General features: G+C 68.1%; 25 protein-coding genes. 9 read left to right on the top strand and 16 right to left on the bottom strand.

Annotated features, from left to right (window positions below; all coding sequences use genetic code 11):
* Window position 1: 1 nt before the first annotated feature.
* The 7 genes from AAID08_RS01600 to AAID08_RS01570 form a co-directional block, all read right to left on the bottom strand.
* On the bottom strand, window positions 2-967 hold the full coding sequence (locus AAID08_RS01600) for a sulfonate ABC transporter substrate-binding protein (RefSeq protein ID WP_395757288.1): 966 nt from the start codon (window positions 965-967) through the stop codon (window positions 2-4).
* Between the two features lie 19 nt (window positions 968-986).
* Window positions 987-1,580, bottom strand: a complete 594-nt coding sequence (ssuE, locus tag AAID08_RS01595; protein WP_054419216.1) for an NADPH-dependent FMN reductase — start codon at window positions 1,578-1,580, stop codon at window positions 987-989.
* A 48-nt stretch (window positions 1,581-1,628) separates the two neighbouring features.
* Complete coding sequence (locus tag AAID08_RS01590; RefSeq protein WP_054517921.1) at window positions 1,629-2,435, bottom strand: MetQ/NlpA family ABC transporter substrate-binding protein; 807 nt, start codon at window positions 2,433-2,435, stop codon at window positions 1,629-1,631.
* 670 nt (window positions 2,436-3,105) lie between these two features.
* The gene (locus AAID08_RS01585; RefSeq protein ID WP_395756634.1) at window positions 3,106-4,356 is read right to left on the bottom strand and encodes an IS256 family transposase; all 1,251 of its coding nucleotides are present in this window, start codon (window positions 4,354-4,356) and stop codon (window positions 3,106-3,108) included.
* 606 nt (window positions 4,357-4,962) lie between these two features.
* Window positions 4,963-6,333 (bottom strand): LLM class flavin-dependent oxidoreductase, encoded by a 1,371-nt coding sequence (locus AAID08_RS01580; protein WP_020925504.1) that lies wholly within the window; start codon window positions 6,331-6,333, stop codon window positions 4,963-4,965.
* Between the two features lie 20 nt (window positions 6,334-6,353).
* Window positions 6,354-7,571: an SfnB family sulfur acquisition oxidoreductase gene (locus AAID08_RS01575; protein ID WP_175143678.1), complete on the bottom strand. Its 1,218-nt coding sequence runs from the start codon at window positions 7,569-7,571 to the stop codon at window positions 6,354-6,356.
* Window positions 7,572-7,575: 4 nt separating this feature from the next.
* On the bottom strand, window positions 7,576-8,817 hold the full coding sequence (locus AAID08_RS01570) for an SfnB family sulfur acquisition oxidoreductase (RefSeq protein ID WP_107316270.1): 1,242 nt from the start codon (window positions 8,815-8,817) through the stop codon (window positions 7,576-7,578).
* Between the two features lie 228 nt (window positions 8,818-9,045).
* Between AAID08_RS01570 and AAID08_RS01565 the strand changes: the two genes are divergently transcribed.
* From AAID08_RS01565 to AAID08_RS01540, 6 genes are all read left to right on the top strand, one after another.
* Entirely contained in the window at window positions 9,046-9,873 is an 828-nt protein-coding gene (locus tag AAID08_RS01565; RefSeq protein WP_081273589.1) for a hypothetical protein, read from the top strand.
* A 34-nt stretch (window positions 9,874-9,907) separates the two neighbouring features.
* Complete coding sequence (locus AAID08_RS01560; protein WP_395757287.1) at window positions 9,908-11,596, top strand: ABC transporter substrate-binding protein; 1,689 nt, start codon at window positions 9,908-9,910, stop codon at window positions 11,594-11,596.
* A 12-nt stretch (window positions 11,597-11,608) separates the two neighbouring features.
* Window positions 11,609-12,586, top strand: coding sequence for an ABC transporter permease (locus AAID08_RS01555; protein ID WP_054482314.1), 978 nt, complete (start codon window positions 11,609-11,611; stop codon window positions 12,584-12,586).
* Window positions 12,583-13,467: an ABC transporter permease gene (locus tag AAID08_RS01550; protein WP_054419100.1), complete on the top strand. Its 885-nt coding sequence runs from the start codon at window positions 12,583-12,585 to the stop codon at window positions 13,465-13,467. The genes AAID08_RS01555 and AAID08_RS01550 overlap by 4 nt, the downstream gene beginning before the upstream one ends.
* Entirely contained in the window at window positions 13,464-15,173 is a 1,710-nt protein-coding gene (locus tag AAID08_RS01545; RefSeq protein WP_395757286.1) for an ABC transporter ATP-binding protein, read from the top strand. The genes AAID08_RS01550 and AAID08_RS01545 overlap by 4 nt, the downstream gene beginning before the upstream one ends.
* 109 nt (window positions 15,174-15,282) lie before the next feature.
* The gene (locus tag AAID08_RS01540) at window positions 15,283-15,720 is read left to right on the top strand and encodes a universal stress protein (RefSeq protein WP_054503650.1); all 438 of its coding nucleotides are present in this window, start codon (window positions 15,283-15,285) and stop codon (window positions 15,718-15,720) included.
* 21 nt (window positions 15,721-15,741) lie between these two features.
* On the opposite strand, the gene AAID08_RS01535 is transcribed toward AAID08_RS01540, so the two are convergent.
* The 4 genes from AAID08_RS01535 to AAID08_RS01520 form a co-directional block, all read right to left on the bottom strand.
* The gene (locus AAID08_RS01535; protein ID WP_054503651.1) at window positions 15,742-16,758 is read right to left on the bottom strand and encodes a 2Fe-2S iron-sulfur cluster-binding protein; all 1,017 of its coding nucleotides are present in this window, start codon (window positions 16,756-16,758) and stop codon (window positions 15,742-15,744) included.
* Window positions 16,759-16,769: 11 nt separating this feature from the next.
* Entirely contained in the window at window positions 16,770-17,249 is a 480-nt protein-coding gene (locus tag AAID08_RS01530) for a heme-binding protein (protein WP_175143673.1), read from the bottom strand.
* A 24-nt stretch (window positions 17,250-17,273) separates the two neighbouring features.
* Window positions 17,274-18,734, bottom strand: coding sequence for an aldehyde dehydrogenase family protein (locus AAID08_RS01525; protein ID WP_144656613.1), 1,461 nt, complete (start codon window positions 18,732-18,734; stop codon window positions 17,274-17,276).
* 117 nt (window positions 18,735-18,851) lie between these two features.
* Entirely contained in the window at window positions 18,852-20,384 is a 1,533-nt protein-coding gene (locus tag AAID08_RS01520) for a hypothetical protein (RefSeq protein WP_054503654.1), read from the bottom strand.
* A gap of 223 nt (window positions 20,385-20,607) precedes the next feature.
* Here AAID08_RS01520 and AAID08_RS01515 point away from each other — a divergent pair, with 223 nt between their 5' ends.
* Complete coding sequence (locus AAID08_RS01515; protein ID WP_054503655.1) at window positions 20,608-21,345, top strand: sulfite exporter TauE/SafE family protein; 738 nt, start codon at window positions 20,608-20,610, stop codon at window positions 21,343-21,345.
* Window positions 21,346-21,422: 77 nt separating this feature from the next.
* Entirely contained in the window at window positions 21,423-22,139 is a 717-nt protein-coding gene (locus AAID08_RS01510) for a GntR family transcriptional regulator (protein WP_054503656.1), read from the top strand.
* Between the two features lie 70 nt (window positions 22,140-22,209).
* On the opposite strand, the gene AAID08_RS01505 is transcribed toward AAID08_RS01510, so the two are convergent.
* The 4 genes from AAID08_RS01505 to AAID08_RS01490 all read right to left on the bottom strand — a co-directional run bounded on the left by AAID08_RS01505 (window position 22,210) and on the right by AAID08_RS01490 (window position 24,092).
* Window positions 22,210-22,560, bottom strand: coding sequence for a 2Fe-2S iron-sulfur cluster-binding protein (locus AAID08_RS01505; protein ID WP_054503657.1), 351 nt, complete (start codon window positions 22,558-22,560; stop codon window positions 22,210-22,212).
* Window positions 22,557-22,898 carry a ferredoxin gene (locus AAID08_RS01500; protein ID WP_081273588.1) on the bottom strand — a complete coding sequence of 114 codons (342 nt, stop codon included), beginning with the start codon at window positions 22,896-22,898 and terminating at the stop codon, window positions 22,557-22,559. The genes AAID08_RS01505 and AAID08_RS01500 overlap by 4 nt, the downstream gene beginning before the upstream one ends.
* 61 nt (window positions 22,899-22,959) lie before the next feature.
* Entirely contained in the window at window positions 22,960-23,298 is a 339-nt protein-coding gene (locus tag AAID08_RS01495) for a 2Fe-2S iron-sulfur cluster-binding protein (protein WP_054503658.1), read from the bottom strand.
* Window positions 23,299-23,360: 62 nt separating this feature from the next.
* Entirely contained in the window at window positions 23,361-24,092 is a 732-nt protein-coding gene (locus AAID08_RS01490) for a TenA family transcriptional regulator (RefSeq protein ID WP_006387284.1), read from the bottom strand.
* Window positions 24,093-24,317: 225 nt separating this feature from the next.
* On the opposite strand from AAID08_RS01490, the gene AAID08_RS01485 reads away from it, so the two are divergent.
* Window positions 24,318-24,527 (top strand): hypothetical protein, encoded by a 210-nt coding sequence (locus tag AAID08_RS01485; protein ID WP_054503659.1) that lies wholly within the window; start codon window positions 24,318-24,320, stop codon window positions 24,525-24,527.
* Window positions 24,528-24,624: 97 nt separating this feature from the next.
* On the opposite strand, the gene AAID08_RS01480 is transcribed toward AAID08_RS01485, so the two are convergent.
* Window positions 24,625-25,041 carry a DUF2809 domain-containing protein gene (locus AAID08_RS01480; protein ID WP_054503660.1) on the bottom strand — a complete coding sequence of 139 codons (417 nt, stop codon included), beginning with the start codon at window positions 25,039-25,041 and terminating at the stop codon, window positions 24,625-24,627.
* Window positions 25,042-25,172: the final 131 nt, after the last annotated feature.

The following is a 25,172-nucleotide window of genomic DNA, read 5'->3' as shown; positions in this document are numbered from 1 at the left end:
TCTATTTCAGGCCCGACGGCGCGGCGTCGAACACGTTGAGGGGTTTGGGAATCAACTTGAGCGCGTGGAACGCATCGGCCACCTGCTGCTGTTCCAGCAGCACTTCCCGGGTGATCGGCTGCACGCCGTAGGCCAGCCGCTCGGCGGCCAGTTCGACCACCGCCTTGTCCAATCCCAGCACCGGCTGCAGCAGCGTCACGGCCTCGGCGCGATGATCGCGGGCCCACAGGTCGCCCTTGCGGATTTCCTCCAGCACGGTCTGGATCACTTCGGGATGCGCCTGCTGGTACGGTCGCGCGGCCAGGAAGAACTGGTAGTTCTTGACCACGCCGGTGCCATCGGCCAGCACGCGCGCGCCCAATTGCTTCTCGGCCGCGGCCTGGAACGGATCCCAGATCACCCAGGCGTCGACCGATCCGCGCTCGAACGCCGCGCGGGCGTCGGCCGGCGTCAGGTAGGCCACGTTCACGTCGGCATAGGGCACGCCGGCGCGCTCGAGCTGCTTGACCAGCAGGTAGTGCACGTTGGAGCCCTTGTTCAGCGCGACTTTCTTGCCCTTCAGGTCGGCGACGCTCTTGATCGGCGAATCCTTGGGCACCAGGATTGCCTCGCTGGTGGGCGACGGCGGTTCGTTGCCGACGTACACCAGCGCCGCGCCGGCGGCCTGCGCGAACACCGGCGGCGCCTCGCCCACCGTGCCGAAGTCGATCGAGCCGACGTTCAGTCCTTCCAGCAACTGCGGGCCGGCGGGAAACTCGGTCCACTTCACCGTGATGCCCTGCGCCGCCAGTCGCTTGTCCAGGTCGCCCAGGGCGCGCACGATGGTCAGCGTGCCGTACTTCTGGAAGCCGATGCGCAACGTCTTGGCGTCCTGCGCCTGCGCGGCGGGCCACAGCAACGCCGCGCACAGCAGCGCCGCCAGCCAGCGGAGGACGGAAAGACGCGAGATCCAGATCATGCTGCGCATGGAAACCCCTTTTTTTGGTTCAGACGCTGAAGCCGCCCGCGAGCGCGAGTCGGCCGAGATCGAAGGCTTCATTGACGACCACGCCGCGCGGGCGCAGCTGCTCGGCCAGGCGCTCCACCGAATCCTCCAGCCGCGTGCGCACGTCGTCATCGATATGGCTGACGCCATCATCATCGACGCGCACCTGCTTGTCGGTGGCGTAGACCCCGGCAAGGATGTGGCGCGCGCCCAGCGCCGACAGCACCGGCTTGAGTCCGTATTCCAGCGCCAGCAAATGCGCCGGACTGCCGCCGGTGGCGATCGGCAGCACCACTTTGCCGGCCAGCGCCTTCTCGTCCAACAGATCCAGCACGGCCTTCAGGCCGCCGGAAAACGAGGCCTTGTAGACCGGCGTCGAGATCAGCACGGCGTCGGCCGCCGCCACGCGGGCGCGCAGCGCATGGGCCGCCGGCCCGGCGTAATGACCTTCGACCAGGTCTTCGGCGGGCACGTCGCGCAGGCCCAGCTCGCTGATGCCCAACCCACGCGCGCGCAGCAATTGCGCGGCATGGCGCAGCAGTGCGGAGGAACGGGAACGCTGCGACGGGCTGCCCGCCAGGGTAAGAATGCTCATGTTGGATGCCGGTGTTGCGTTGGAGAATCGTGCGCGGCGCAGGCCGGCTCAGAAGGCGGGAATCAGCGAGCCCTTGAATTCGGTTTCGATGAAGGTGCGGACTTCGGGCGACTGGTAGGCGGCCACCAGCTTCTTGACCCAGGGCTGGTCGCGGTCCTTGGTGCGCACCGCGATCACGTTGGCATAAGGGCCGTCGGCGGCCTCGCGGCCGATGGCGTCGCGCGCCGGCACCAGGCCGGCCTGGGTGGCGTAATCGTTGTTGATCGACGCCGCCGTCAGGTCGTCGAGCGAGCGCGGTAGCTGCGCCGCGTCCAGCGCCACCAGCTTGAGCTTGCGCGGGTTGGACACCACGTCCAGCGGAGTGGCGTTGTTCTTCTGCTCGGCCTCCGGCTTGAGGGTGATGAGCTTGTAGGCGGCCAGCAGGCGCAGGGCGCGGTTGCCGTTGGACGGATCGTTCTGGATGCCCACCGACGCGCCTTCGGGCAGGTCGTTGAGCGACTTGATCTTGCGCGAGTAGAAGCCCAGCGGCGCGGTGACAGTCAGGCCGACGGGCACGATGTCGAAGCCGCGCGCCTTGATCTGGTTGTCGAGAAAGGGCTTGTGCTGGAAGGCGTTGGCGTCGAGGTCGCCGGCGTTGAGGGCGGCATTCGGAAGTTGGTAGTCGTTGAACTTGACCAGCTTGATCTCCAGGCCTTCACGGGCGGCGACCTGCTTGACGACGTCGAAGATCTTTTCGGTGGTGCCGACGGAGATGCCGACGGTGATGGTCTTTTTCTCTTGCGCGTCGGCGTGGGCCGTACTGGTCAGGGCCAGGGCGAGGGTGGCGGCGGTGAGCAGGTGGCGGGTGAAGGACATCGTGTTTTTTCCGACGGGATTCGAATGGGATGACTGGATTCTGTCATTGCGAAATCCTTGGGAAAAATACTTAGTGGGTATGAGGATATGTGTTGTGGGTTGGTGGTTGGGGTTGTTTTGTCGTTTTGGAAATATGACGTTATTGCTGGGGGTTTTGTTTTTTTTGGGGGGCCGGGAGGTTTGAGTTCTTAAGGCGCGCGTGGCGGGGTCGGTGGGGGATGGCGGGGCTACGATTGCGGTCCGGAGCGTTCGCTCCGGACTGCCCCTTCGTCATCCTCGTTGCCGCCTGCCGGCGGCTGCCTACGGATTCCCTCGGGCGCATCTACACGCCCCGCCATCCCCCACCGACCCCGCCACGCGCTCGCGATGAAATTTAGCCTCGGGCGTTGGGACGGTCTGTGTGCTTGGCGTGTTGGCGCACATCGGAGCTGGAGAAGAGGGTCTTGCGGGGCCCACCGCAAGTCGGCCGCGCGGGCGGCCTTTTGCGGCTTACGCGATGTCTTGCGTCGGGATGATGGCGCTCTCGCGTGTGGGGACGGCGGAATCGTCTGCTATTGATAGTCTGTTGGCATCCCGACGGCTTGTGGTCGGCGGGAGGGGAGTGTCAGTATTTTTGTGTTTAAGGCATTAAACGCCTGGCCGAGGATCGGTCAGGCTTGTTGATGCTATCTCAGCGATACGGGTCGGTGAAGCGTTCGGCATAAATGATGGCGAACTGGTTCATGGCGGTTTTCCAATCATGAGTGGCACCTCCCCAGGCCTCGGTAATGTTGCGCAGTACCAACCAGAGCAGCTTGGTGGCCGCCTCGTCGCTAGGGAAGTGGCCCCGGGTTTTGACCGCGCGCCGCAACTGCGCATTGATGCTCTCGATGGCGTTGGTGGTATAGATCACCTTGCGGATGGCCGGCGGGAACATAAAGAACGGGATCACGCGGTCCCAGGCCCGGCGCCAGGCATCCACGATCGGCGAGTAGCGTTGCCCCCACGGCCCCCGCTCGAACTCTGCCAGGGCCGCTAGTGCTGCCTCGACGGTCGGTGCGGTGTAAATGGGCTTGAGCGCCGCTGCCACGGTGCGCCGCTCCTTCCAACTGGCATAGTCCAGGCTGGCGCGGATAAGGTGCACGATGCAGGTCTGCAGCGTCGTGGCTGGGAACACCGCGTTCAGCGCCTGCTCCATGCCCTTCAAGCCGTCGGTGACCGCGATCAGGATGTCCTGCGTGCCGCGGGTCTTCAGTTCGTTGAACACCTTCATCCAGAACTTGGCGCCTTCGGTCTGCTCGATCCACAAGCCCAGGATGTCGCGCGTGCCGTCTGGCAGCACACCCAGCGCCAGGTACACCGCCTTGTTGCGCACCACCCCATCCTCGCGGATCTTGACTCGTAGAGCATCGAAGAACACCACCGGATACATCGTCTCCAGCGGCCGGGTCTGCCAGGCGGTGACCTCGTCCATGACTGCGTCGGTCACCGAGCTGATGAACTCCGGCGAGACCTCAGTGCCATACTGCTCGGCCAGGAACCCCTGGATCTCGCGCACCGTCATCCCGCGTGCGTACATCGCGATGATCTTGTCGTCGAACCCGGTAAAGCGACGTTCGTGCTTGGGGATCAGGATCGGGGCGAAGCTGCCGTCGCGGTCCCGGGGAATGTTCACGCGCAGCGGGCCGTCGTCGGTAAGCACCGTCTTGGGGCTCTTGCCATTGCGCTGGTTGGTCGCCTCCTCGGGGCGCTCCTGGCCCTGGGCATAGCCCAGGTGGTGTCCAAGCTCAGCCCCCAGGGCCCGCTCGATCAGCGCCTTCTTGAACGCCATCGACAGGTCCTGCACCGCCTCCGCGGTCATCGGGCCTTTAACGAATTGATCTACCAGGTCTGCCGGAATCGACGGCAACTCGCGCAGGGGAAGTCTCTTCTTTGTGGCCATACACATGCTCCTTGAGCGGTATGTTAGGCCTCAAACACAAAATTTATGACACTCCCGGCGGGAGGGCGCGTCATGCGTAACATGCCGCCGATTCAGCACGAGCAGCCTGGCGGCGTGGGCACATCGCAATCATGCGCCAATGAAACACCGCCCGCACCACGCCTGTTTGTGGTCGGCGCGAGAGGTCGTCACGCGCAACATGTCTGATGCCGCGCCGACCACCACCGCCCCTCCCCCCTGACGTGCGGAACCATTAGAAAACCGCCCGCCGCCAGCGCGCAGCGCACCCGCAACACGTTCAAATGAACAGACGCCAGTTGTGGCCGCCCGGGCGGCCGCAACTGGCAGCCCCGCAGATTCCATTCCCTGCACACAGGTCCAGCAGCGCGGCAAGCCCAGACGCACGCAGCCCCTCGGGCGGGCGGACCCGATGGCGGGCAACCTCGATGCGCCCGACGGAATCCGAAGGAGTCGCCGAAGGCGAGGACGAGGATGAGGATGGGGCAGTCCGGAGCGAACGCTCCGGACCGCAATCGCGGGCGCCCGCCATCGGGTCCGCCCGCCCGAGGGGCGACCTACGAAGCTCCGCCCCCAGCCCCCAAAAAACTAAGCCACCACCCGCCGATACTCCCCAGCAGCATGCCCCCCCGCCAGCAACGCCCGCCCCGCCCCGAACAACTTCTCCCGCAACGTCCCCTCCGCATAAGCCGTCTTGTACACGCCTCGCTCCTGCAACTCCGGCACCACCAGATCGACGAAATCCGCGTAGCACTCCGGCGTCACCGTCCGCGCCAGGTTGAAGCCATCGATGTCCGTCTCTTCGACCCACGATGCCAGCTCATCGGCCACCTGCGACGCGCTGCCCACCAGCGCCGGATAGCGTCCGCCCAGCGCCATGTCGGCCAACAGATCCCGCACCGTGCGGTCGGTGCGCGCCACCGTCAGGTTTTTCACCGCCGACTCGATCGCGTTGTTCTTCACGTAGCGGATCGGTTCGTCCGCCGCATAGCGCGAGAAGTCGATGCCGGTGGAGCTGGCGTAGTGGGCCAGGCCGGCTTCCGGATTGGCATAGCGCAGGTACTCCGCGTGCTTCTCGCGCGCCTCGGCCTCGGTGCGGCCCACCACCGCCGTCACGCCCATGAAGAACTTGATGTCGCGCGGATCCCGGCCCTCGCGCGCCACCGACTCGCGCACGCCCGCCACCAGCTTGCGCAGGCCTTCCTTGGTCTGGCTCGACACGAACACGCATTCGGCGTGGCGGGCCGCGAAGGCCTGGCCGCGGCCCGAGGAGCCCGCCTGGTACAGCACCGGCGTGCGCTGGCGCGACGGCTCCGAAAGATGGTAGCCCTGGACCTTGTAGTACTTGCCTTCGTGATCGATGCGCCGCACGGCGGCCGGGTCCGCGTAGACACGCGCGCGCCGGTCGGCGCGCACCGCGTCGTCGTCCCAGCTTCCCTCCCACAGCTTGTAGGCCACTTCCAGGAACTCGTCGGCGCGGTCGTAGCGCTCGTCGTGCGCGATCTGTTCGGACAGGCCCATGGCGCGCGCCGCGCTTTCCAGGTAGCCGGTGACGATGTTCCAGCCGATGCGGCCGTCGGTCAGGTGGTCCAGCGTCGAGAAGCGGCGCGCCAGCAGGTACGGCGCCTCGTAGGTCAGGTTCACCGTCACGCCGAAGCCCAGGTGGCGGGTCGCGGCGGCCATGGCGGAGACGGTCAGCAGCGGGTCGTTGACCGGCAGTTGGATCGACTCGCGCAGCGTCAGGTCGGCCGAGTCCTGGTACACGTCGTAGACGCCAACGATATCGGCCAGGAACAGGCCGTCGAACAGGCCGCGCTCCAGCAGGCGCGCCAGGTCGGTCCAGTAGTCCAGCGTCTTGTACTGCGTCGAGGTATCGCGCGGGTGGGTCCACAGGCCGTGGTTGATGTGGCCGACGCAGTTCATGTTGAACGCGTTCAGGAGGATCTGCTTTTTCGCCATGGCGTACCGTTCCGAGGAAATCAAGTGGTGCCGACGCGGCCGGGCGCGGCGTCGTTCAGGTAGTAGTTGCCGACCGCGTGGCGCTTCCAGCGCACCGGATCGTGCAGCGTGTGGGTGCGGGCATTGCGCCAGTGGCGGTCAAGATTGAGTTGATCGAGCGTGGCCTGCGTGCCCGCCAGCTCGAACAGCTTGGTGCCGGCGGCCAGGGCCGATTCCGTGGTCAGGGCGCGGGCCTCGGCCACGGCGATGGCGGCGGCCGCCACCAGATGCGGCTGCGGATCGGCGGTGGCGACGTCGAGGATGCGGCCGGCGCGCGCCACCAACGCGCGGGCGGCGTCCAGGCGGATCGACAGGCGGCCGAACTCGCTGATGGTCAATGGATCATCGGCGGCGCGCTCGACGCCCGCGTCGATCCATGGCCGCGAACGCTCCCGCACGAAATCCAGCGCATCGGCCAGGGCGGCCTGGCCGATGCCCAGGTCAATGGCCGCATGGATGATCTGCGCCAGCGGCTTGATGGTGTTGGGCGGCGCGGAAGGGTCGACCAGCACCATCACGTCCTCGTCCGGCACCGCCACGTCCTGGAACAGCACCGTGCCGCTGCCGGTCACGCGTTGGCCGAAGCCCGACCAGTCGTCGATCACCTCCACCCCGGGGCTGTCGCGGCGCACGAAGGCGAGCCGCTGCAGGCCATCCTCGCCCACGGTCGCGGTGGGAATCCATTGCGCGTAAAGCGCGCCGGTGCAATAGAACTTGCTGCCGTTGATGCGCCAGCCGCCCCGGCCATCGGCCGACAATCTCGTGCGGCGCTCGGCGGCGGTGCGCGTGCCGATCTCGGCCAGCGCGTTGCCAAAGCGTTCGCCCGCCAGGGCGCGGGCGTAAAAGCGGCGCTGCTGGTCGGCATTGCCGTTGACCCGCAGCACCTCCAGCGCGTAGTAATGGTTCTGCGGGATCTGCCCGAGCGAGCCGTCAGCGCCCGAGATGATCGCGGTGACCTCGGCCAGCGTCACCCGCGACACGCCGGCGCCGCCGTGCTCGCGCGGCACCGTGATGCCCCACAGGCCGGACTGCGAATAGCGCTCCAGTTCGGGCAGCGGCAGGCGCCGCTCGCGGTCGCGCACGGCGGCGTCGCGGGCGAAGTCCGCGGCCAGTTCACGCGCGACCGCGATCGCTTGCGCGTCGCTGTCGATGATCGCGGCGCGCCGCGGCGCCAGGGTCGAGATGGCGAGTTCGGTCATGGCATCAGATCCAGGAATGGCGGTTGGGGCGGCGCCCGTTCAACAGGTAATTGCCGACCGCGTGGTATTTCCAGCGCACCGGATCGTGCAAGGTATGGGTACGGGCGTTGCGCCAATGACGGTCCAGGTTGAACTCCGCCAGCGAGGCTCGGGCGCCGGACAGTTCGAACAGCGTCTCGCTGGCCGCCAGGGCGATTTCCGTGGTCAACGCCTTGGCCCGCGCCACCGCGATCGACGCGGCGGCCACGTCGTCGGCATCCAGCGCGCGCGGGGTGGCCTCGTCCAGGTGCGCCGCGGCTTCGGCCAGCACCGCCTGCGCCGCGTGCAGGTCGATGAACAGCCGGCCGACGTCGCCGATCACGTAGGGATCCTGCGTGGCGCGTTCGACGCCGGCCTCGGCCCAGGGCCGGGCGCGCTCGCGCAGGAACTTGACAGTGTCGTTCAGGGCCGCTTCGGCAATGCCGGCGTCGATGGCGGCCTGCATCAGTTGCGCGAACGGGCCCTGCAAGGCTGGCGCTTCTTGCACTCGCCAGGCGGGCAGCACGCTGTTCGCCTCGACCCGCACGTTGTCCAGCAGCACCGTGCCGCTGGCCGTGGTGCGCTGGCCAAAGCTGGACCAGTCGTCCACCACCGTCAGGCCGGCGGCGTCCCGTTCGAGCAACACCGTCACCAGGCGGCCTTCGGTGTCCAGCGCCTTGGTGGGAATCCAGTGCGCATACAGCGCGCCAGTGGAATAGAACTTGCGCCCGGACAGGCGATAGCCGTCGCCATCGGCCACCAGCCGCGCCTGCACGTCTCGCGCATGGCGGGTGTGGCGCTCGGGCCCGGCGTTGCCCAGCCTGCGGCCGGCCAGCACGCCCTCGTAGTAGCGCCGCTTCTGCCCCGGCGTGCCGACCTGCCGCAGCAGGTTGAGCGAGCCGAAATGGTTCTGCGGAATCTGGCCCAGCGACGGATCGGCCGCGCTGAGGATGCGGAACACGTCCGCCAGCGTCACGTGCGACACCTGGGCGCCGCCGTACTCGCGCGGCACGGTGATGCCCCCCAGGCCGCTGGCCGAATAGCGCTCGATCTCGCGCCAAGGCAGGCTGCGGGTCTGGTCGCGGTGCGCCGCGCCCTGGGCGAAATCGGCGGCGAGGATGCGCGCGGCGTCGATGGCTTCGGCGTCATCGCGAATGCGGGCGGCGGGCACGACGCGCGGCGCGTCGTCATCATCGATGGGCTGGGAAGAACTCGCGGCTTGCGGCATGGAAGGGTGCGCATGGAGGGGAAAAGAACAGCCTATCGACACGCCGCGACGCACGGAAGGACGGATTTCTCATGCGGATATTTGGAATCGGTATATGCGCCGCGATCGCACCATGCGCCTCTATTAGCGATCCGCGAGCCGGCATATCCAAATCACGAAAGAGTGTTTGCGGCGCGCTTCGGCGCTTGCTTAGAGTCGAGCTTTTCCTCGAACGCCCCGCGCCGCCCCATGCCCGAACTGGATCTGCCCATTGCCCTGGACTACGACGGCGCCCTGGAAGCGCGCCTGTTCGACGACATCCGCCTGGCGGTGGCCCCCAACATTCCCGCCGCGCGCAACGACCCGCCGCGCGACCTGGCCAGCGCCGAGGAACGGCGCGCGGCCGGCGAGTACGCCGTCTGGAACACCGTGCACGACCTGTTCATCACGCAGGTCGCGGCGCACGCCATCGCCGGCCTGTTCCGCGACGACACCGAGTTCCAGTTCGCGCTGGCGCGCCAACTTGGCGATGACGCGGCCCATGCGGAGTTCTCGCTGGCGCGGGCCACCCTGCTGCTGGGCCGCGATGTCAGGCCCGAGGTCGAGCAGGGCGTGCGCGACGCCTGGGACCTGGTCGGCGGCTTCGCCCTGCGCAACTGGCAGAACTTCCTGGCCTGGCAGTTCCACTACGAGCACTACATCCTGGCGCGGCTGTTCGTGAATCGCCGCACCGCGAAGGTGCTGGACTTCGGCCACCGCGAGTTCGGCGAAAACCGCATCCTGCCCGACGAGGAAGCCCACCGCATCCGCATCACGCAATGGTGGCTGCGCAAGCTGGCCGGCGCCAGCGACAGCGAGCGCCACGACTGGACCGAAGGCCTGGTCCAGGCCGACGAGGACGTACAGCGCCTGCTCGGCCCCTACCTGCGCGACTCCTGGCAACTGAACCTGCGCGCCACCGGCCTGGACACGCGCAACCACGTGGCGCTGTACGACGCCTGGCGGCGCGAACTGCTCGCCACCCTGCTGCGCGTGGCGCCCGATGACCTGCCTTCCCTGACCAGCCTGGCCGCCTGACGCGGCCGCTCCCCTTACGACCGAAGGAATCCGCATGACCCAGCCCTTCCCCCCGGCGCACGAGACCGACGCGCCGCAGGATACCGTCAACCCCTTGCGCCGCTGGCTGATGGGCGCCGGCGCGCTGATGGGCGTCGGCGCCCTCTTTCCCAACGTGATCATGGCGCCCGCCCATGCCGACACGCAGAGCCTGCCGAACACGCTGGACGGCGCGGTCAAGGGCGGCGTGCTGAACGCGGTGGTGCACCCCGAGCCGCCCACGCTGGCTTTCTACCTGAACTCATCCACCCCTACCGGCGCGGTCGCGAGCAAGATCTTCGACGGCCTGGTGGAATACGGCCCCGACCTGAAGCCGCGTCCGGTCCTGGCGGAAAGCTGGAGCGTATCGGAAGACGGCAAGACCCTCACCTTCAAGCTGCGGCAGGGCGTGCTGTGGCACGACGGCAAGCCGTTCACTGCCGCCGACGTGAAATGGTCGGCCGAAGAGGTCTGGCTCAAGCACGCGCCCAGCGCGCGCCGCGTGTTCCAGTACCTGCAGCGGATCGAGACGCCCGACGACCACACCGTGGTGCTGCACCTGTCGCAGCCCACCCCGGTGGCGCTCAATGCCGTCGACTCGCTGGGCGCGCCGATCCTGCCGCGCCACCTGTTCGAAGGCACCGACATCCAGAACAATCCGTACAACAACAAACCGGTGGGCACCGGGCCGTTCGTCTTCAAGGAATGGAATCGCGGCAACTACATCGTGCTCGAGCGCAACGAGCGCTATTGGCAGCCGGAGCGCCCGTTCCTGGACCGCATCGTCTGGAAGATCGTGCCCGACGTCTCCGGCCGCGCAACGGCGCTGGAGACCGGCGCGGTCTCGTATGGCGAGCGCAATCCGGTCGCCTTCACCGACGCCACCCGGCTCGCCAAACTGCCCAAGCTGGCGGTGGACACCGCCGGCTACAACGGCTTCGCGGCCTGGCTATGGCTGGAAACCAACCTGCGCGACCCGATCCTGTCGAACCTCAAGGTGCGCCAGGCCATTGCGCACGCCGTCAACAAGCAGGCGCTGGTCAAGACCGTGTGGAACGGCTATGCCGAGCCCTTCGTCAGCCCGGTGCCGTCGCTGGTCAAGCCCTATCACAACCCCAACGTGCAGCAGTATCCCTACGACCCGGCGCTGGCCGAGAAACTGCTGGACGAGGCCGGCTACCCGCGCGGCGCCGGCGGCTGGCGTTTCGCGCTGACGCACGACTACATCCCGTTCGGCGACGACTATCGCCGCACCGGCGAATTCGTGCGGCAGGCGCTGCGCAAGATCGGCATCGACGTGACGCTGCGCGGCCTGGACCTGGCCACCTGGACGCGCAACGTCTTCACCGACTACAACTTCCAGCTCATCAGTTCGTGGGGCACGGTATTGATCGACCCGCAACTGGGCGTGGAGACGCGCTACTGGAGCAAGGCGGAGGCGCGCGGCACCCCCTGGTACAACGTGTCCGGCTACAAGAATCCCGACATGGACCGCGTCATCGAGGCGGCCCAGGTCGAGACCGATCCACAGAAGCGCATCGAACACTACAACGAGCTGCAACGGCTGGCGCAGCGCGACCTGCCGCTGATCGGCCTGTTCGAGTTCCGCTGGTTCGGCGTGTGGGACAAGCAGTTGCGCAACGTGACCGACGCGTCGTCGCACTCGCGCAACAACTTCGCCCACGTCTGGCTCGGCAAGGCCTGAGGGGCCGGCGATATGCTTGCGCGCCTGCCCCGTCCCGTCCGCTACCTGCTGCAGATCCTGTTCGTGGTGGCCGCCACGGGGGTCGCCAATTTCTTCCTGCTCAAGCTGGTGCCGGGCGACCTGGTGGACGTGATCGCCGCCGAGAACAGCGGCATCACTCCTGCCCACGTGGCCGAGCTGCGCCAGGCCTACGGCCTGGACCGGGGCCTGCTGGCGCAGCTCGGCTACTACCTCAAGAGCCTGGCTTCGCTGGACCTGGGCTATTCGTTCCGCTATGGCGAACCGGTGGCAGACCTGATCTTCGGCCGCCTGCCGGCCACCCTGGCGCTGATCGGCACCGGCCTGGCCTTGTCGGTGGCATTGGGGGTGCTGCTGGGCGTGCTGGCGGCGCGGCGGCCGCACGGGCTGCTGGACACGCTGCTGTCCGGCCTGGCCACGGCGGGTTATTCGGCGCCGATGTTCTGGACGGCGTTGATGCTGATCGTCGGCTTTGGCGTGCACCTGGACTGGCTGCCGGTCGGCGGCATCCGCGACGTCGGCGCCGCCCATACCGGCGGCGCGCTGTGGCTGGACTACGCGCGGCACCTGGTGCTGCCGGTGGCCACGGTGGCGATCTACTACGTCGCCATCTACGCGCGGCTGTCGCGCGCGTCCATGATCGAGACGCTGCAGGAAGACTACATCCGCACCGCCCGCGCCCGCGGCAATGGGGAGGGCCGGGTGATCTGGCGCCACGCGTTGCGCAACGCGATCCTGCCGGTGGTCACCATGCTCGGCCTGCAGAGCAGCGCGCTGCTGGGCGGCAGCATCGTGGTCGAGACCGTATTTGCGTGGCCCGGCCTGGGCCAGCTGTCGTTCGAGGCCATCGCCAGCCGCGACGTCAACCTGCTGCTGGGCATCCTGCTGATGAGCGCGGCGCTGGTGGCGGTGATGAACATCGTCGTGGATGCCTGTTACGGCCTGCTCGACCCGCGCGTGAGGAAAGCATGAAGCACGCCTTGACGTTCCTGGCGCGCCTGTTGCGGGCGCCTTCCGCCGCCATCGGCGCGGCTGTGCTGCTGTTGCTGGTGGCCGCCGCCGCCACGGCCGGCTGGCTGTATCCGGGCGACCCGCTGGAAATGGTGGGCGCGCCCTTCACCTGGCCCGGCACCGACGCGGAATTTCCGGCCGGCACCGACCTGATGGGCCGCGACATCCTGGCCGGCCTGTTCCACGGCGCCCGAGTCTCGCTGCTGGTGGGCGGCGCCTCCGCCGCCATCGCGCTGGCGCTGGGGCTGCTGGTGGGCGCCATCGCCGGCTATGCCGGGCCGCGCGTGGACGCGGTGCTGATGCGCCTGACCGAGCTGTTCCAGACGGTGCCCTCGTTCCTGCTGGCGATCGTGCTGGTGGCGATCCTCGGGCCTTCGCTGTCGACCATCATCTTCGCGCTGGGCGTGACTTCCTGGACCGGCATTGCGCGCCTGACGCGCGGCGAGTTCATCTCCCTGCGCCAACGCGAATTCGTGCGCGCCGCGCAGGCGCTGGGCGCCGGCCACGCCCGCATCATCTTCCGCGAGATCCTCCCCAACGCCCTGCCGCCCATCATCGTGACCACCGCCGTTCTGGTGGCCAACGCCATCCTGTCCGAAGCCGGCCTGTCGTTCCTCGGCCTGGGCGACCCCAACGTGGTCAGCTGGGGCAGCATGGTGGGCGCCGGGCGCGAGGCGCTGCGCACCGCCTGGTACATGACCGCCCTGCCGGGCCTGACCATCATGGCGGCCGTGCTGGCCCTGAACCTGTTGAGCGACGCCGTCAACGACGCGCTCAATCCCAAGCTGCGGCGGCGCGCCGCCGTGGCGCCCGCCGCCCCGCTACCGACTGCCTCCCCATGAGCACACTGATCGACATCCAAGGGCTGAACGTGGCCTTCCCCGGCCATCAGGCCGTCAACGGACTGGACCTGCGCATCGCCGCCGGCGAGACCCTGGCGCTGGTGGGCGAATCCGGTTGCGGCAAGTCCACCACCGCGCTGGCGCTGCTGGGCCTGCTGCCGCGCCACGCCCGCGCCAGCGGCCGCATCCTGTTCGAGGGCCGCGACCTGCTGGCGCTATCCGAGCGTCAACGCTGCGCCCTGCGCGGCGACCGCATCGCCATGATCTTCCAGGAACCCATGACCAGCCTGAACCCGGTGCTGACGCTGGGCCAGCAGATCGGCGAGGCCCTGCGCCTGCATCGCGGCGCCTCGGCCGGGGCCGCGCGCCAACGCGCGATAGAACTGCTGGACCTGGTGCGCGTGCCCGAGCCGCAGCGGCGCGTCGACGACTACCCCCACCTGCTGTCGGGCGGCCAGCGTCAACGCGCCATGATCGCCGCCGCCATCGCCTGCGAGCCCGCGCTGCTGGTGGCCGACGAGCCCACCACCGCGCTCGACGTGACGGTGCAGGCGCAGATATTGCGGCTGCTGGACGACCTGCGATCGGAACTCGGCATGGGCCTGCTGCTGATTACTCACGACCTGGCGGTGGTGGGCGACTGGGCCGACCGCTTGGCGGTGATGGTGGGCGGCGAGAAAGTCGAGGAAGGCGCCGCCGCCACGCTGCTGTCGCGACCGCGCCACCCCTACACCCAGGGTCTGCTGGGCGCTTCGCTGCGGCTGGATGACGCCACCCACTATCGCCAGCGACGCCTGCCGGAGATCCGCTCGCGGCTCGATCCGGCCTCGGGCCGGCCCATATTTGGCCTGGTGACGCCCCCGCGCGTGGCCGCGGCCAATGACGCGACCGCCGGCGATCCTCATCCCCTGCCCTTGATGCAGGTGCGCGACCTGCGTGTCGACTACGCCACGCCCCAGGGCGCCAAGCACGCGGTGGACGGTGTGTCGTTCCAGATCGCCCATGGCGAAACGCTGGGCCTGGTGGGGGAATCCGGCTGCGGAAAATCGACCCTGTCGCGCACCCTGGTGCGGTTGCTGGCGCCCGCCGGCGGGCAGATCCTGCTGCGCGGACAGGACACCGCCCGCCTGGACCGGCGCGGGTTGGCAGCCTATCGCCAGAGCGTGCAGATGATCTTCCAGGACCCCTACGCCTCGCTCAACCCGCGCCACACCGTCGGCGACATCCTGGAATCGGCGCTGCGCATCCACCGCGTGGCCGAACGCCCGGAACGGCGCCGCCGCATCGCCCACATGCTGGACGCGGTCGGCCTGCCCAGCGGCGCCCTGGCGCGCTACCCCAGCGAATTCTCGGGCGGCCAGCGCCAGCGCATCGGCATCGCGCGCGCCCTGGTGCTGCGGCCGTCGCTGGTGATCTGCGATGAACCGGTGTCGGCGCTGGACGTGTCGGTGCAGGCGCAGATCCTGAACCTGCTGGTCGACCTGAAGGCCGAGTTCAACCTGTCGTACCTGTTCATCTCGCACGACCTGTCGGTGGTGCACTACCTGGCCGACCGGGTGCTGGTGATGCACGGCGGCCGCATCGTCGAGGAAGGCCCCAACGCCACCCTGTGGCGCGAGGCCCGCCACCCCTACACGCGCAGCCTGATCGAGGCGCTGCCGCGCGGCCTGGAGGGGGAAGGGGAAACCCTGCGTCGTCGCGCCTGACGGGGCGGCGCGCCGCGCTCATCCGAATGCGGTACTGGATTGCGGGCAGGGGCGGGCCTATACTGGATTCGCCCTTGCTGGACGTTCCTTTTCTCAAAGGAGACGCAACATGTACAGGCATCTGCTCATCGCCGTGGACGGCTCCCTGCTGTCCGAGTCGGCCTTCAAGAAGGCGCTCGTTTTCGCCAAGGAAATGAACGCCACCATCACCCTGCTGCGCGCCATCCCGGAGGATCACCTGACCGTCTACCAGGCGGAAATGCTGGGCGCCCACCAGCCGCAGCATACCGACCAGGCACGCAAGAACGCCACCGGCTACCTGGAAGGCCTGGAGGCCGAGGCGCGCCACGCCCTGGTGCCTTGCGAGACCGCCGTGGTGGTCAACGACCATCCGCACGAAGCCATCGTCGACACGGCGCAGCAACGGGGCTGCGACCTGATCGTGATGGGGTCGCACGGCCGCCACGGCATGACCGGCTTCCTGCTCGGCAGCGAGACTCAGCGTGTGCTGGCGCGCACCAAGCTGCCGGTGCTGGTGTTCCGCTAGGGATCGCCGCGCGAGCCCGCCCTACGGCATCGCCGCCGTGGCCGGCGCATGCTGGAAGGTGAAGCTGTCGGCGTACACGTGGTCGAGGCTGGCGCCGCGCCCCGCCAGCAGCGTGGTCGCCTCGCTGATCATCGCCGGCGCGCCGCACAGGTAGAAGGCGTGTTCGGACAGGTCGCCGTGGTCCGCCAGCACTGCCTGTTGCACATGGCCGCGCCGGCCCTGCCAATCGGCGCCCGCGCGCGACAGCACCGGCACGAAATTGAACTCGTACAGGCGCCCGGCCCAGCCCGCGATCTGGTCGCGCAGATACAGGTCGGCCTCGGTCCGCATGCCCCAGTAGAGCGTCACCGGCGGGCAGTCGTCGTTGTCCAGCAACGATTCCAGGATCGCCTTGATCGGCGCGATGCCGGTGCCGGTGGCCATCATGATCATCGGCCGCCAATCTTCCTCGTGATAGCTGAACACGCCCAGCGGCGCCTCGATCTCGAGCGCCGCGCCCGGCCGCGCCTGCCCCAGCCACTGGTCGGTGTAGCGGCCGCCCGGAATGCGGCGCACGTGGAAATCCACCAGGTTGCCGGCGGGCGCCGAGGCCATCGAGAAGCTGCGGGTGGCGCCGTCGGGCAACACCACGTTCATGTACTGGCCCGGCGCGTAATCGAGCGGCGTGTCCGGCGGCAGCGCCAGCGTCAGGTGGATGACGTCGTCGCACAGCGCGGCGATGCGGTGCACGGTGGCGTCCAGGCGCCGCGGCTCGGCGAATTGGCGCGGGTTGGCGACGCTGATGCACAGATCGCTGCGCGGCCGCGCCTGGCAGGCCAGCGCATAGCCCTGGGCCGCCTCTTCCGGCGTCAGCGCCATCGGGAATTCTTCGTAGTCGACCGACCCTTCGGCCAGCTTGATGCGGCAGGTGCCGCAGCCTCCGAAGGTGCATTCGTGCGGCAGCCGCACCGAGGCGCGCTCGGCCGCCTGCAACACGGATTCATCCGGCGCGACCATGAAGGCCTGCCCGGTCTCGAGGATCTGGACACGGTATGCCATGACGACAGCGCCTATTTCTTGATGTCCGCCTGCACCAGCACCTTCAGGCCGCGCGGCTCCAGCAGCTCGGCCAGCGCCCCCAACGCGGCCAGGCCGGCCTGGGTGTCCTGCTCGCCGTTGCCGCCGCTCAGGCCCACGCCGCCGACGACCTCGTCGTTGACCACGATGGGAAAGCCGCCCACGAACGCGGCGAACCTGCCTTCGAAGCTCCATTGGATGCCGAAGGCTTCGTTGCCGGGCAGCGCCGGCCCGTTGGGGGGGGTGGTGAACAGGTGCGTCGAGCGCTTGTGGCCGGCGGCGGTGAAGGCCTTGTTCCAGGCGATCTGCGGGCCGGTGATGCGGGCGCCGTCCATGCGCTCCAGCGCGATCGGATAGCCGCCGTCATCAACGATGCATACCGATTCCAGCACGCCGATCTGTTCCGAGCGAGCGATGGCGGCGCGCACCATGAGGCGCGCTTCTTCGAGTTCCAGGCGATAGATCTGCTTCATGTTGCTTGACTCCAGGTAGGGCCGTCAGCCTGCGCGGTAGACGGTCTTGATCTGCGTGTAGAACTCCAGCCCGACCCGGCCCGATTCACGGAAGGTCGAGGTGCTGGAACTTTTCAGGCCGCCGAACGGCGCGTTGATGAGATTGCCGGTGGTGGTGCGGTTGATCTTGACGGTGCCGGCCTGGATGTCGCGGGCGAAGCGATGGGCGTAGCGCGCGTCGCTGGTGGCGATGGCGGCGGACAGGCCGTATTCGGTGTCGTTGGCGCAGGCGATGGCCTCGTCGTAGCCGTCCACCGCGATCAGCGCCAGCACCGGTCCGAAAATCTCCTCGCGCGCGATCCGCATCTGCTGCGTCACGTCGGTGAACAGGGCCGGCGTCACGTAATAGCCGCGCTCGAAGCCGGGACCGTCCAGGCGCTCGCCGCCGATCAGATGGGTGGCTTCCTGCTTGCCCAGCGCGATGTAGCTCAGCACCGTGTCGAGTTGTTTACGGGTGGCCAGCGGACCCAGGTCGAAATTGCCCTCCAGGCCATTGCCGATGGTCAGCTTGGCCATGCGCGCCAGCAGCTTCTCGGTGAACGCCGCCAGCACCTTGCGGTCGACCAGCAGCCGGCTGGTGCCGGTGCAGGCCTGGCCGCTGAGCGAGAACCCGCCCTTGACCGCCAGGTCCACCGCGCGATCCAGGTCGGCGTCGGCCAGCACGATCAGCGGGTTCTTGCCGCCCAGCTCCATCTGCGTGCGCGTGGTCAGGCCGGCGCCGCGGTGGATCTGCTCGCCGGCGGCGGTCGAGCCGGTGAAGGAAATGGCGCGCACCGCCGGCGCGGTGGTGATGGCCTGGCCCACCTTCGAGGCCGGTCCCGTCACGAAATTCAGCACGCCCGGCGGCAGGCCCGCCTCGACCAGCGCCTGCGCCAGCCGGTAGCCGGACAGCGGCGCGTCCGACGACGGCTTGAACACCACGGTATTGCCGGTGATCAGCGCCGGCGCGATCTTGCGCGCCGGAATCGAGATCGGGAAGTTCCACGGCGAGATCACCGTCACCACCCCCAGCGGCTCGCGCTGGCTGTAGACCACCATGTCCGGATCGTCGTTGACGAAGGTCTCGCCGGTGAACGACTGCCCTTCCACCGCATAGAACCGCAGGGTCTGGGCCGAGCGCAGCACTTCGTCGCGGGCCAGCGCCAGGCCCTTGCCTTCCTCGCGGGTCAGTTCGCGCGCCACGCTGTCGGCGCGGTCCTCCAGCAGTTGGGCGGCGCGGAACAGGATGGCGGCGCGCTTGGAGATCGGCGTGTCGCGCCAGGCGGGAAAGGCGGTGGCGGCCGCCGCCACGGCGCGGGCGCCATCGGTGGCGTCCGATTGCTGGAACCGTCCCACCACGTCGGCGCTGTCGGCCGGGTTCAGGTTCGGCACTGTCGCGCCCGAGGCGCAGGCGACCCATTCGCCCCCGATGTGATTCAGAAATTCCTGCTGCGAAAGCTCGTCCACGGAAGTCCTTCCTTTGCCGGGCTGGCCAGGATGCCCGGAAATTGGCCGTCTGAGGTAATTTCTGAACATTGTATACTTTAATCTAAATGGTTCGATCCACGTAAACCCGAACCGGCGTCAATGCCAGATCAGCACGGCGCAGATCGTGGACACGAACAGCGCCAGCAACACGGGCAGCAGCAGCGCCCGCACCAGCGACAGCACGTGGACCCGCGCGAACCCCGCCACCGCGATCAGCGACGACCAGGCGATCAGGGTGCCGCCCCCGGTCCACACCGCGCCCATCTGGCCCACCGCCGCCAGCGTCGCCGGATCCACCCCCACCACCGGCCCCAGCGCGCCCGACAGCGTGCCGGTCAACGGCAGGCCGGCGAAACCCGAACCGTCGATGCCGGTGATCATCCCCACCAGCAGCACGCCGAACGCCACCAGGAAATGGTTCTCCGGGATCAGGTGCTGGCCCGCCGAGATCACTTCGAACAACAGCCCGGGAGCCTGGGCCTGCGGCATGCCCAGGATCTGCGCGGCCGTCTCGTTGGCGCCGACGAAGAAGAAGCCGGCGATCGGCAGCACCGAGCCCATCGCCTTGAAGGCGAACACGAAGCCGTCGGTGACGTGCTCGGGGCAGACGTCCAGCATCTTGCGCGGCCCCTCGGCCGCCAGCGTCACCAGCATCATCACCACGAACGCCACGCCGCCCACCAGCGCCGCCGCGTCGCCGCCGCGCAGCGCAGGCAGCGACGGGAACAGCCGCGGCAGCACCATCACCGCGATCACGCCCAGGAAGGCCAGCGGCGTCACCACCGCGAACACGCGCGACCAGCGCACCCGGCGCCGTTCCTCATCGTTCAGCCCCGGGCCGCGCGGCAGCGCCGGGTTCGCACCCATGGTGCCGCGCGCGAGTTCGGCCTTGTCGAACGATCCTGAGTGCTCGATCTCGGCCAGGCTGCCGTCCTGGGCGCGCGCCTGCCAGGCCGACAACAGGCCCGGGTCGGCCGGCACGATGTGCTTGCGCACCAGCAGGTAGGCGACGGTCAACGCCACCGCGCCGGTGATCAGCGACAGCACCAGCGCGCGGTCCGCCACCACCGCGGCGCTGACCGCGGCGCCCGCGGCCTTGGCGCTGATGCCGGGCGCCACGCCAATCACGTAGTCGGACGACAGCGCCATGCCCTGGCCGGCGATGGCGATCGCCATGGCCCCCGCCAGCGGCGGCAGCCCGGCCGCGATGGCCGCCGGCAGCAGGATCGCCGAGACCAGGGGCACCGCCGGCGTCGGCCAGAAGAACAGCGAGATCACATAGGTACAGAGGGCAATGATGAGGAACGACGAATGGCCGCCGCGCATCACCCGCCGGAACGGCTGCACCATGCGCACGTCCGCCTGCAGCGTCTTGAGCGCATTGAGCAGGGCGGTCATGAAGGTGATGACCAGGAAGATGTTGAAAAGCTCTTTGGCGGCCACGAAGCTGGCCGAGAAGATGCCGATCAGCGCGCTGATCGGGTTGCCGGTGATGGCCAGCACCACCAGAAAGGTGCCGATGACCGACGGCACCACCACATTGGCCCGCAGGATCATCGTCAGGATGATGGCGGCGACGCTGACCAGGTACATCCAGTGAGCGGCGTTGAGGACGACGTCCGATTGCATGCGCTATTCCCCTTGTGACGTGGCTGTTGAATCGCCACTTCGGTATACTATATTTCGTTATGCGTCATACCAACCGAAATATGCATCGCCTAGGGAAACCGATAATTCTGAAATTTCGATGAATATTCGAGGAAAATCAGTGCATTAAGTTGGCGCATAAGCCCAATCTTGGTGCATGGGCGGTTTTGATTCAGACTACGATATACAAAAAAGAGACTGCTACATGCCCATCGCCGTTCCCGATCTCTGGCATTTCGCCGCCATGGCCGCGGTCGTCTTCGGCGCCGCGCTGGCGCAGGGCGTGGGCGGCATCGGCTTTGCCATGTTCGCCGCGCCGGTGGCGGCGCTGTGCTTTCCGCAGTTGGCGCCCGGCCCGCTGCTGACGCTGGGCGGCTTCATCTCGCTGCTGACCGCGCTGCGCGAACGCGGCGCGATCGACTGGCCGGCGGTCGGCTATGCCCTGACCGGGCGCGCCGCCGGCACCCTGATCGCCATCTACGCCATGGCGCGCTTCGCGCCGCAGGCGCTGGGCCTGCTGTTCGCCGCCATGATCCTGGCCGCCGTCGGACTCAGCGCCGCCGGCCTGCGCTTTGCCGCCACCCCCGGCCGGGTCTCGGGCGCCGGCGTGGCCTCGGGCATCATGGGCACCATGACCTCGGTGGGCGCCCCGCCGATTGCCCTGGTGTTGCAGCACGCCGAGCCGCCGCGGCTGCGCGCCACGCTGGGCATGGTGCTGTTCCTGGGGTCGATCTTCTCGCTGGCGATGCTGGCGCTGGCCGACCGCTACACCGGTTACCACGCCGCGCTGGCGCTCAGCCTGGCGCCGTTCCTGCTGGCCGGCTTCGCGGTTTCCGGCCGGCTGCGCTCGCGGCTGCCGCCGCGCGCGGTGCGCGCCGTGCTGCTGGCCGCCTGCGCCATCGGCGCGCTCGGGGTGATCGCCAAGGCCCTGTGGCTCGGCTGACGCCGCTCGCCAACACCGTCGACCCGCCGCCCGGTAATACAATGAAGACTGTATCCATTCCGCCAGACCCGCTCGCCATGACCACTTCGCCCGTCAGCTCGCAAGCCGTAGACATGCAGCAATCTGCTCCGCTGAAGATCGGCGAGCAGCACCCGCAGTTGTTCGCGGTCATCCGCGACAAGCTGCGCGAGCGCATCCTCAGCGGCGAATTCACGCCGGGCGACCGCCTGGTCGAAGGACGCCTGTCGGAGGAAATGGGCGTGTCGCGCATCCCGGTGCGCGAAGCGCTGCGGGCGCTGGCCGCCGAAGGGCTGGTCACCATCGAGCCGCGCCGCGGCGCGTCGGTGTCGGTGCTGTCTGACGCGGTGGCCTACGACATGGTGGAAGTGCGCGCCACGCTGGAAGGCCTGAACGCCAAGCTGGCCGCGCAACGCCGCGACGACAAGACCGTCGAACGCCTGCAGGCGTTCCTGCGCGAAGGCACCGAGGCCGCGCGCAGCGAGCAGTTGGACAAGTTCCTGGCGCTGAATTCGCAGTTCCACGAAATGCTGGCCACCATCGGCGGCAACGTGGTGCTGACCGACCTGATGCGTTCGCTGCGCGACCGCACCGCGCTCTTGTTCGCCCCCAGCAACATGCACCGCGCCAAGCAGAACTGGGACGAGCACTCGCAGATCCTGAACGCCGTCATCGCCGGCAACGGCGACCTGGCAGCGCTGCTGGCCAGCCAGCACGTGCACAACGCCGCCAAGGCCTACACCGAGACGCGCCAGGCGCACTCATCGGCCGCCTGAGCGCGGGCGCGGCACCCCGGCGCGTTCGCCGCCGCCCGACCGTTGCGATGTGGCGGCCAGCGCGCGACCGTCATGGCGCGGCGGGCGCCGCTTGCGCCGCCGCGTCCGTCACCACGCCCTTGCCGTCGCGCACCACCCACGACACGGCCACATCGCCCAGCACAAAGGTCTGGCAAGCCATGCGATAGCCGGCCTCGAAGTCCTCGGGCCGCAGGTGCTTGCGTTCCTTGGGCTTGATGGCGTCGGTGTTCTCGATCCCCTGCTCGATGCGGCACTTGCAGGTGCCGCACAGGCCGCCGCCGCACTTGAAAGGAATGCCACCTTTTTCCTTCAGCGACACCCGCAGCAGATTGCTGTTCTCCGGGGCCTCGGCCACCTTGCCGCCATTCGATATAAACGTGATCTTGACCATGCTGCTCATTGCTCCGCGGCGACGCGGTCGGGATGCCGCGTCAGGGTGGTATCGATGCTGCCGAAGCGGGTCAGGTGGATAAGCTCCTGGCGCGCGGCGTCCAGCGACGCGAAGGCCTCCAGGAACTTGGACGGCACCCGGTTCACCACATAGGGCGGCGTTTCCTCGGTGACCACCAGCCGGCTCGGTCCGCGCAGCCGCGCGATGCTGAAGACGGCGCGCAGGCGGCCATCGCAGGCGTAGTCGTAGGTCTCGACGATCTCGGCCAGCGCGTCCGCCTCGGTGCGGTACACGCCCGGCTTGGACGTCAGAATCACGAACACGGCGTCATTCGCGTCGCGGGTCATGCGGGGTTCCTTTGCGGATTGTGTTCGGGGAGGGCCTGGCGGCTGCCGCCGTGGGCGACGGCTAGCGTTGCTCGGCGGCGGCAACGACCTCGCGCGGCGGCGCCGTCTCGACGTCCTGCGCCAGTTCGATATCGTGGTCGAGCCATAGCTGGCAGGCCAGCCGGTAACCCGCGTCGATGCGCTCGCCCAACTGCTTCTTTTCCTTCCAGTTCACCGGCGGCAGGTGTTCCCCCCCCGACAGCACGCGGCAGGCGCATTTGGCGCATTTGCCCATGCCGCATTCGTAACGCAGGTGCGGAAAGGGAAACTGCCGGATGCCGGCGCGCACCACCAGGTTGGCGTTGTCCGGCACCACCCCGGTATGGGTCTGGCCGTCTTTGTGGAATACGACGGTAGGCATGGATCAGGTATCCGGTAGCGCCCGCCGCCGCCCGCGCGGGCGGACGGCGGCGGGCTGGGGACTCAGGCGGCCAGGCCGAGCTCGGGCAGCGCGATTTCCTGCTGCACGTAGTCGGTATAGAGCGCGGTGGTGTAAAGCAGCCGCATCTGCGCGCCGATCTCGCAGATCTTCAGGCAGCGCTGCTGCAGCTCCACCGTGTTGGCGTGCTCCAGCACGATCTGGTAGCCGCGCTCGCCATGGATCTCGTCGGACACGATGTGCAGATCGAAGAACTCGACTTCCTCGTCGGTGAAGCCATATTTCTCACGCAGGGTCGGCGTCTGCTTGCGGTAGATCGACGGCACCTGCGATTCCAGGCCCACCACCAGGCCGGCCACGGCCACGATCGGGTCTTCGCGCATCGCCACGGCGTAGCACCAGCTTTGCAGCGCTCGCGTGGTGGGCGACATGTTGTCCGGATTGGTGACCCGTTCGCGGGTGGTGCCGCAGGCCTCGGCGAAGCGGATCAGCAGGTCGGTATGGCGGTCGCCGCCGATTTCCTCTTCATACATGTTGGCCAGCAGAAAATCCTTGGCCTCGGTGTAGGTGTCAGGCGTGCGGGCGTACAGGTAGCCCAGGTAGTCGGCGAACGGGCCGACGTAGTGGTAGTGGTTCTCGGCCCAGCGCGACAGGTGTTCGCGGCTGAGCTTGCCTTCGGCCCAGGCGATCGAGAACGGCGAGGCATTGGCGCTCTTGCCCTTGATTGCGTTTTCCAACGCGGTACGGAATTCATCTCGGTTCATCAGTTCAGCCATGACACGCTCCAGGTCTGGTGAGGGAGGGGCGGCCGAAGTCTTCGACCGATTATGAACATTGTATACCGTCTACCGTTTTGATCGACTAGGGTATTCCCGTTGCGGGTCGCCCATAAAAGGGACGGCCTCCTCTGGTATCAAGGACTTGGCGCCGGTTGCCACGGTTGGCGGCGAGGGCGACCGACTGGTACAATGAATACACTTTCAATGCAATACGGAAATACCATGACCACCCGCCATCCCCTGGGAGACGCCCCCATCGGCCAGCAGTTGCTGGCGCACTACGCCGGCCGCGATGCCGTGCGCCATGCCACGCCCCTGTTCCCCTCGTCGTGGTCGGAATGCCTGGCGCCGTTCCGCAACGCCCGGCTGCGGCCGCAAGCCGCGCCGTCGGCCCAGGCCGACAAGCGCACCCCGGCCATCCAGCCGGGCTGACGCCGGCCGCCTGCGTTCCCGTCACGACGGGCGCGATCCATCCGGGGCGCCTCGCGCGCCCCGTCGCCTGAAAATTGATTGCTCGAGGCCCGACGGCCTAGGTCCCGGCGACCCGGGAGCCGACCGATTGGCGACCCGACTGCCACCGCCGCCGCGCCCCGGCCAGCAGTAGCACCAGGAAGAACCCCAGCGTGTAGGCCAGCACATCCCACCAGTCCGGCACGCTGCCCAGCAGGATGCGCAGCACCGGCTGTTCCAGGCGCCAGCCGAACAGCCGCGCCAGGTACTGTCCGAACTCCACCGCGTAGCCGGTCAACAGCGCGGCGATGGCCAGCGGCAGCACGCCGGCACGGATGAAGCTGCGATACACCAGATAGGCCCACCCCACCGCCACCACATCGCCCACGAACCCGCGCAACAGTGGGTAGGGCTTGCCCAGGGTGGCGATCAGCGCCTCCACCACGGTCACGGCAAGCAGGGCGGCGAACGCCGATCGGTCGAAGGTCAGTCGCATCGGGAGGTCAGGCGCGCGGGGCGCGGAAAACGCGGTTATTGGAACGGCCGACGCAACTGTTAACGCATTTGTCAGGCCGGCGGGCGTAGCCTGATTCGACCACGCCGCAGGCGAGGGTACTAGAAAAACAC

It is taken from the genome of Achromobacter sp. EB05, from assembly GCF_044232075.1.
Taxonomy (GTDB): Bacteria; Pseudomonadota; Gammaproteobacteria; order Burkholderiales; family Burkholderiaceae_B; genus Achromobacter; species Achromobacter dolens.
This window is presented reverse-complemented; position numbering and strand designations above follow the sequence as displayed.

What these genes read in the sequence shown, in the direction of transcription:
- AAID08_RS01600 (WP_395757288.1), bottom strand. Translation starts at nt 967, where the DNA reads ATGCGCAGCATGATCTGGATCTCGCGTCTTTCCGTCCTCCGCTGGCTG.
- ssuE (WP_054419216.1), bottom strand. Translation starts at nt 1,580, where the DNA reads ATGAGCATTCTTACCCTGGCGGGCAGCCCGTCGCAGCGTTCCCGTTCC.
- AAID08_RS01590 (WP_054517921.1), bottom strand. Translation starts at nt 2,435, where the DNA reads ATGTCCTTCACCCGCCACCTGCTCACCGCCGCCACCCTCGCCCTGGCC.
- AAID08_RS01585 (WP_395756634.1), bottom strand. Translation starts at nt 4,356, where the DNA reads ATGGCCACAAAGAAGAGACTTCCCCTGCGCGAGTTGCCGTCGATTCCG.
- AAID08_RS01580 (WP_020925504.1), bottom strand. Translation starts at nt 6,333, where the DNA reads ATGGCGAAAAAGCAGATCCTCCTGAACGCGTTCAACATGAACTGCGTC.
- AAID08_RS01575 (WP_175143678.1), bottom strand. Translation starts at nt 7,571, where the DNA reads ATGACCGAACTCGCCATCTCGACCCTGGCGCCGCGGCGCGCCGCGATC.
- AAID08_RS01570 (WP_107316270.1), bottom strand. Translation starts at nt 8,817, where the DNA reads ATGCCGCAAGCCGCGAGTTCTTCCCAGCCCATCGATGATGACGACGCG.
- AAID08_RS01565 (WP_081273589.1), top strand. Translation starts at nt 9,046, where the DNA reads ATGCCCGAACTGGATCTGCCCATTGCCCTGGACTACGACGGCGCCCTG.
- AAID08_RS01560 (WP_395757287.1), top strand. Translation starts at nt 9,908, where the DNA reads ATGACCCAGCCCTTCCCCCCGGCGCACGAGACCGACGCGCCGCAGGAT.
- AAID08_RS01555 (WP_054482314.1), top strand. Translation starts at nt 11,609, where the DNA reads ATGCTTGCGCGCCTGCCCCGTCCCGTCCGCTACCTGCTGCAGATCCTG.
- AAID08_RS01550 (WP_054419100.1), top strand. Translation starts at nt 12,583, where the DNA reads ATGAAGCACGCCTTGACGTTCCTGGCGCGCCTGTTGCGGGCGCCTTCC.
- AAID08_RS01545 (WP_395757286.1), top strand. Translation starts at nt 13,464, where the DNA reads ATGAGCACACTGATCGACATCCAAGGGCTGAACGTGGCCTTCCCCGGC.
- AAID08_RS01540 (WP_054503650.1), top strand. Translation starts at nt 15,283, where the DNA reads ATGTACAGGCATCTGCTCATCGCCGTGGACGGCTCCCTGCTGTCCGAG.
- AAID08_RS01535 (WP_054503651.1), bottom strand. Translation starts at nt 16,758, where the DNA reads ATGGCATACCGTGTCCAGATCCTCGAGACCGGGCAGGCCTTCATGGTC.
- AAID08_RS01530 (WP_175143673.1), bottom strand. Translation starts at nt 17,249, where the DNA reads ATGAAGCAGATCTATCGCCTGGAACTCGAAGAAGCGCGCCTCATGGTG.
- AAID08_RS01520 (WP_054503654.1), bottom strand. Translation starts at nt 20,384, where the DNA reads ATGCAATCGGACGTCGTCCTCAACGCCGCTCACTGGATGTACCTGGTC.
- AAID08_RS01515 (WP_054503655.1), top strand. Translation starts at nt 20,608, where the DNA reads ATGCCCATCGCCGTTCCCGATCTCTGGCATTTCGCCGCCATGGCCGCG.
- AAID08_RS01510 (WP_054503656.1), top strand. Translation starts at nt 21,423, where the DNA reads ATGACCACTTCGCCCGTCAGCTCGCAAGCCGTAGACATGCAGCAATCT.
- AAID08_RS01505 (WP_054503657.1), bottom strand. Translation starts at nt 22,560, where the DNA reads ATGAGCAGCATGGTCAAGATCACGTTTATATCGAATGGCGGCAAGGTG.
- AAID08_RS01500 (WP_081273588.1), bottom strand. Translation starts at nt 22,898, where the DNA reads ATGACCCGCGACGCGAATGACGCCGTGTTCGTGATTCTGACGTCCAAG.
- AAID08_RS01495 (WP_054503658.1), bottom strand. Translation starts at nt 23,298, where the DNA reads ATGCCTACCGTCGTATTCCACAAAGACGGCCAGACCCATACCGGGGTG.
- AAID08_RS01490 (WP_006387284.1), bottom strand. Translation starts at nt 24,092, where the DNA reads ATGGCTGAACTGATGAACCGAGATGAATTCCGTACCGCGTTGGAAAAC.
- AAID08_RS01485 (WP_054503659.1), top strand. Translation starts at nt 24,318, where the DNA reads ATGACCACCCGCCATCCCCTGGGAGACGCCCCCATCGGCCAGCAGTTG.
- AAID08_RS01480 (WP_054503660.1), bottom strand. Translation starts at nt 25,041, where the DNA reads ATGCGACTGACCTTCGACCGATCGGCGTTCGCCGCCCTGCTTGCCGTG.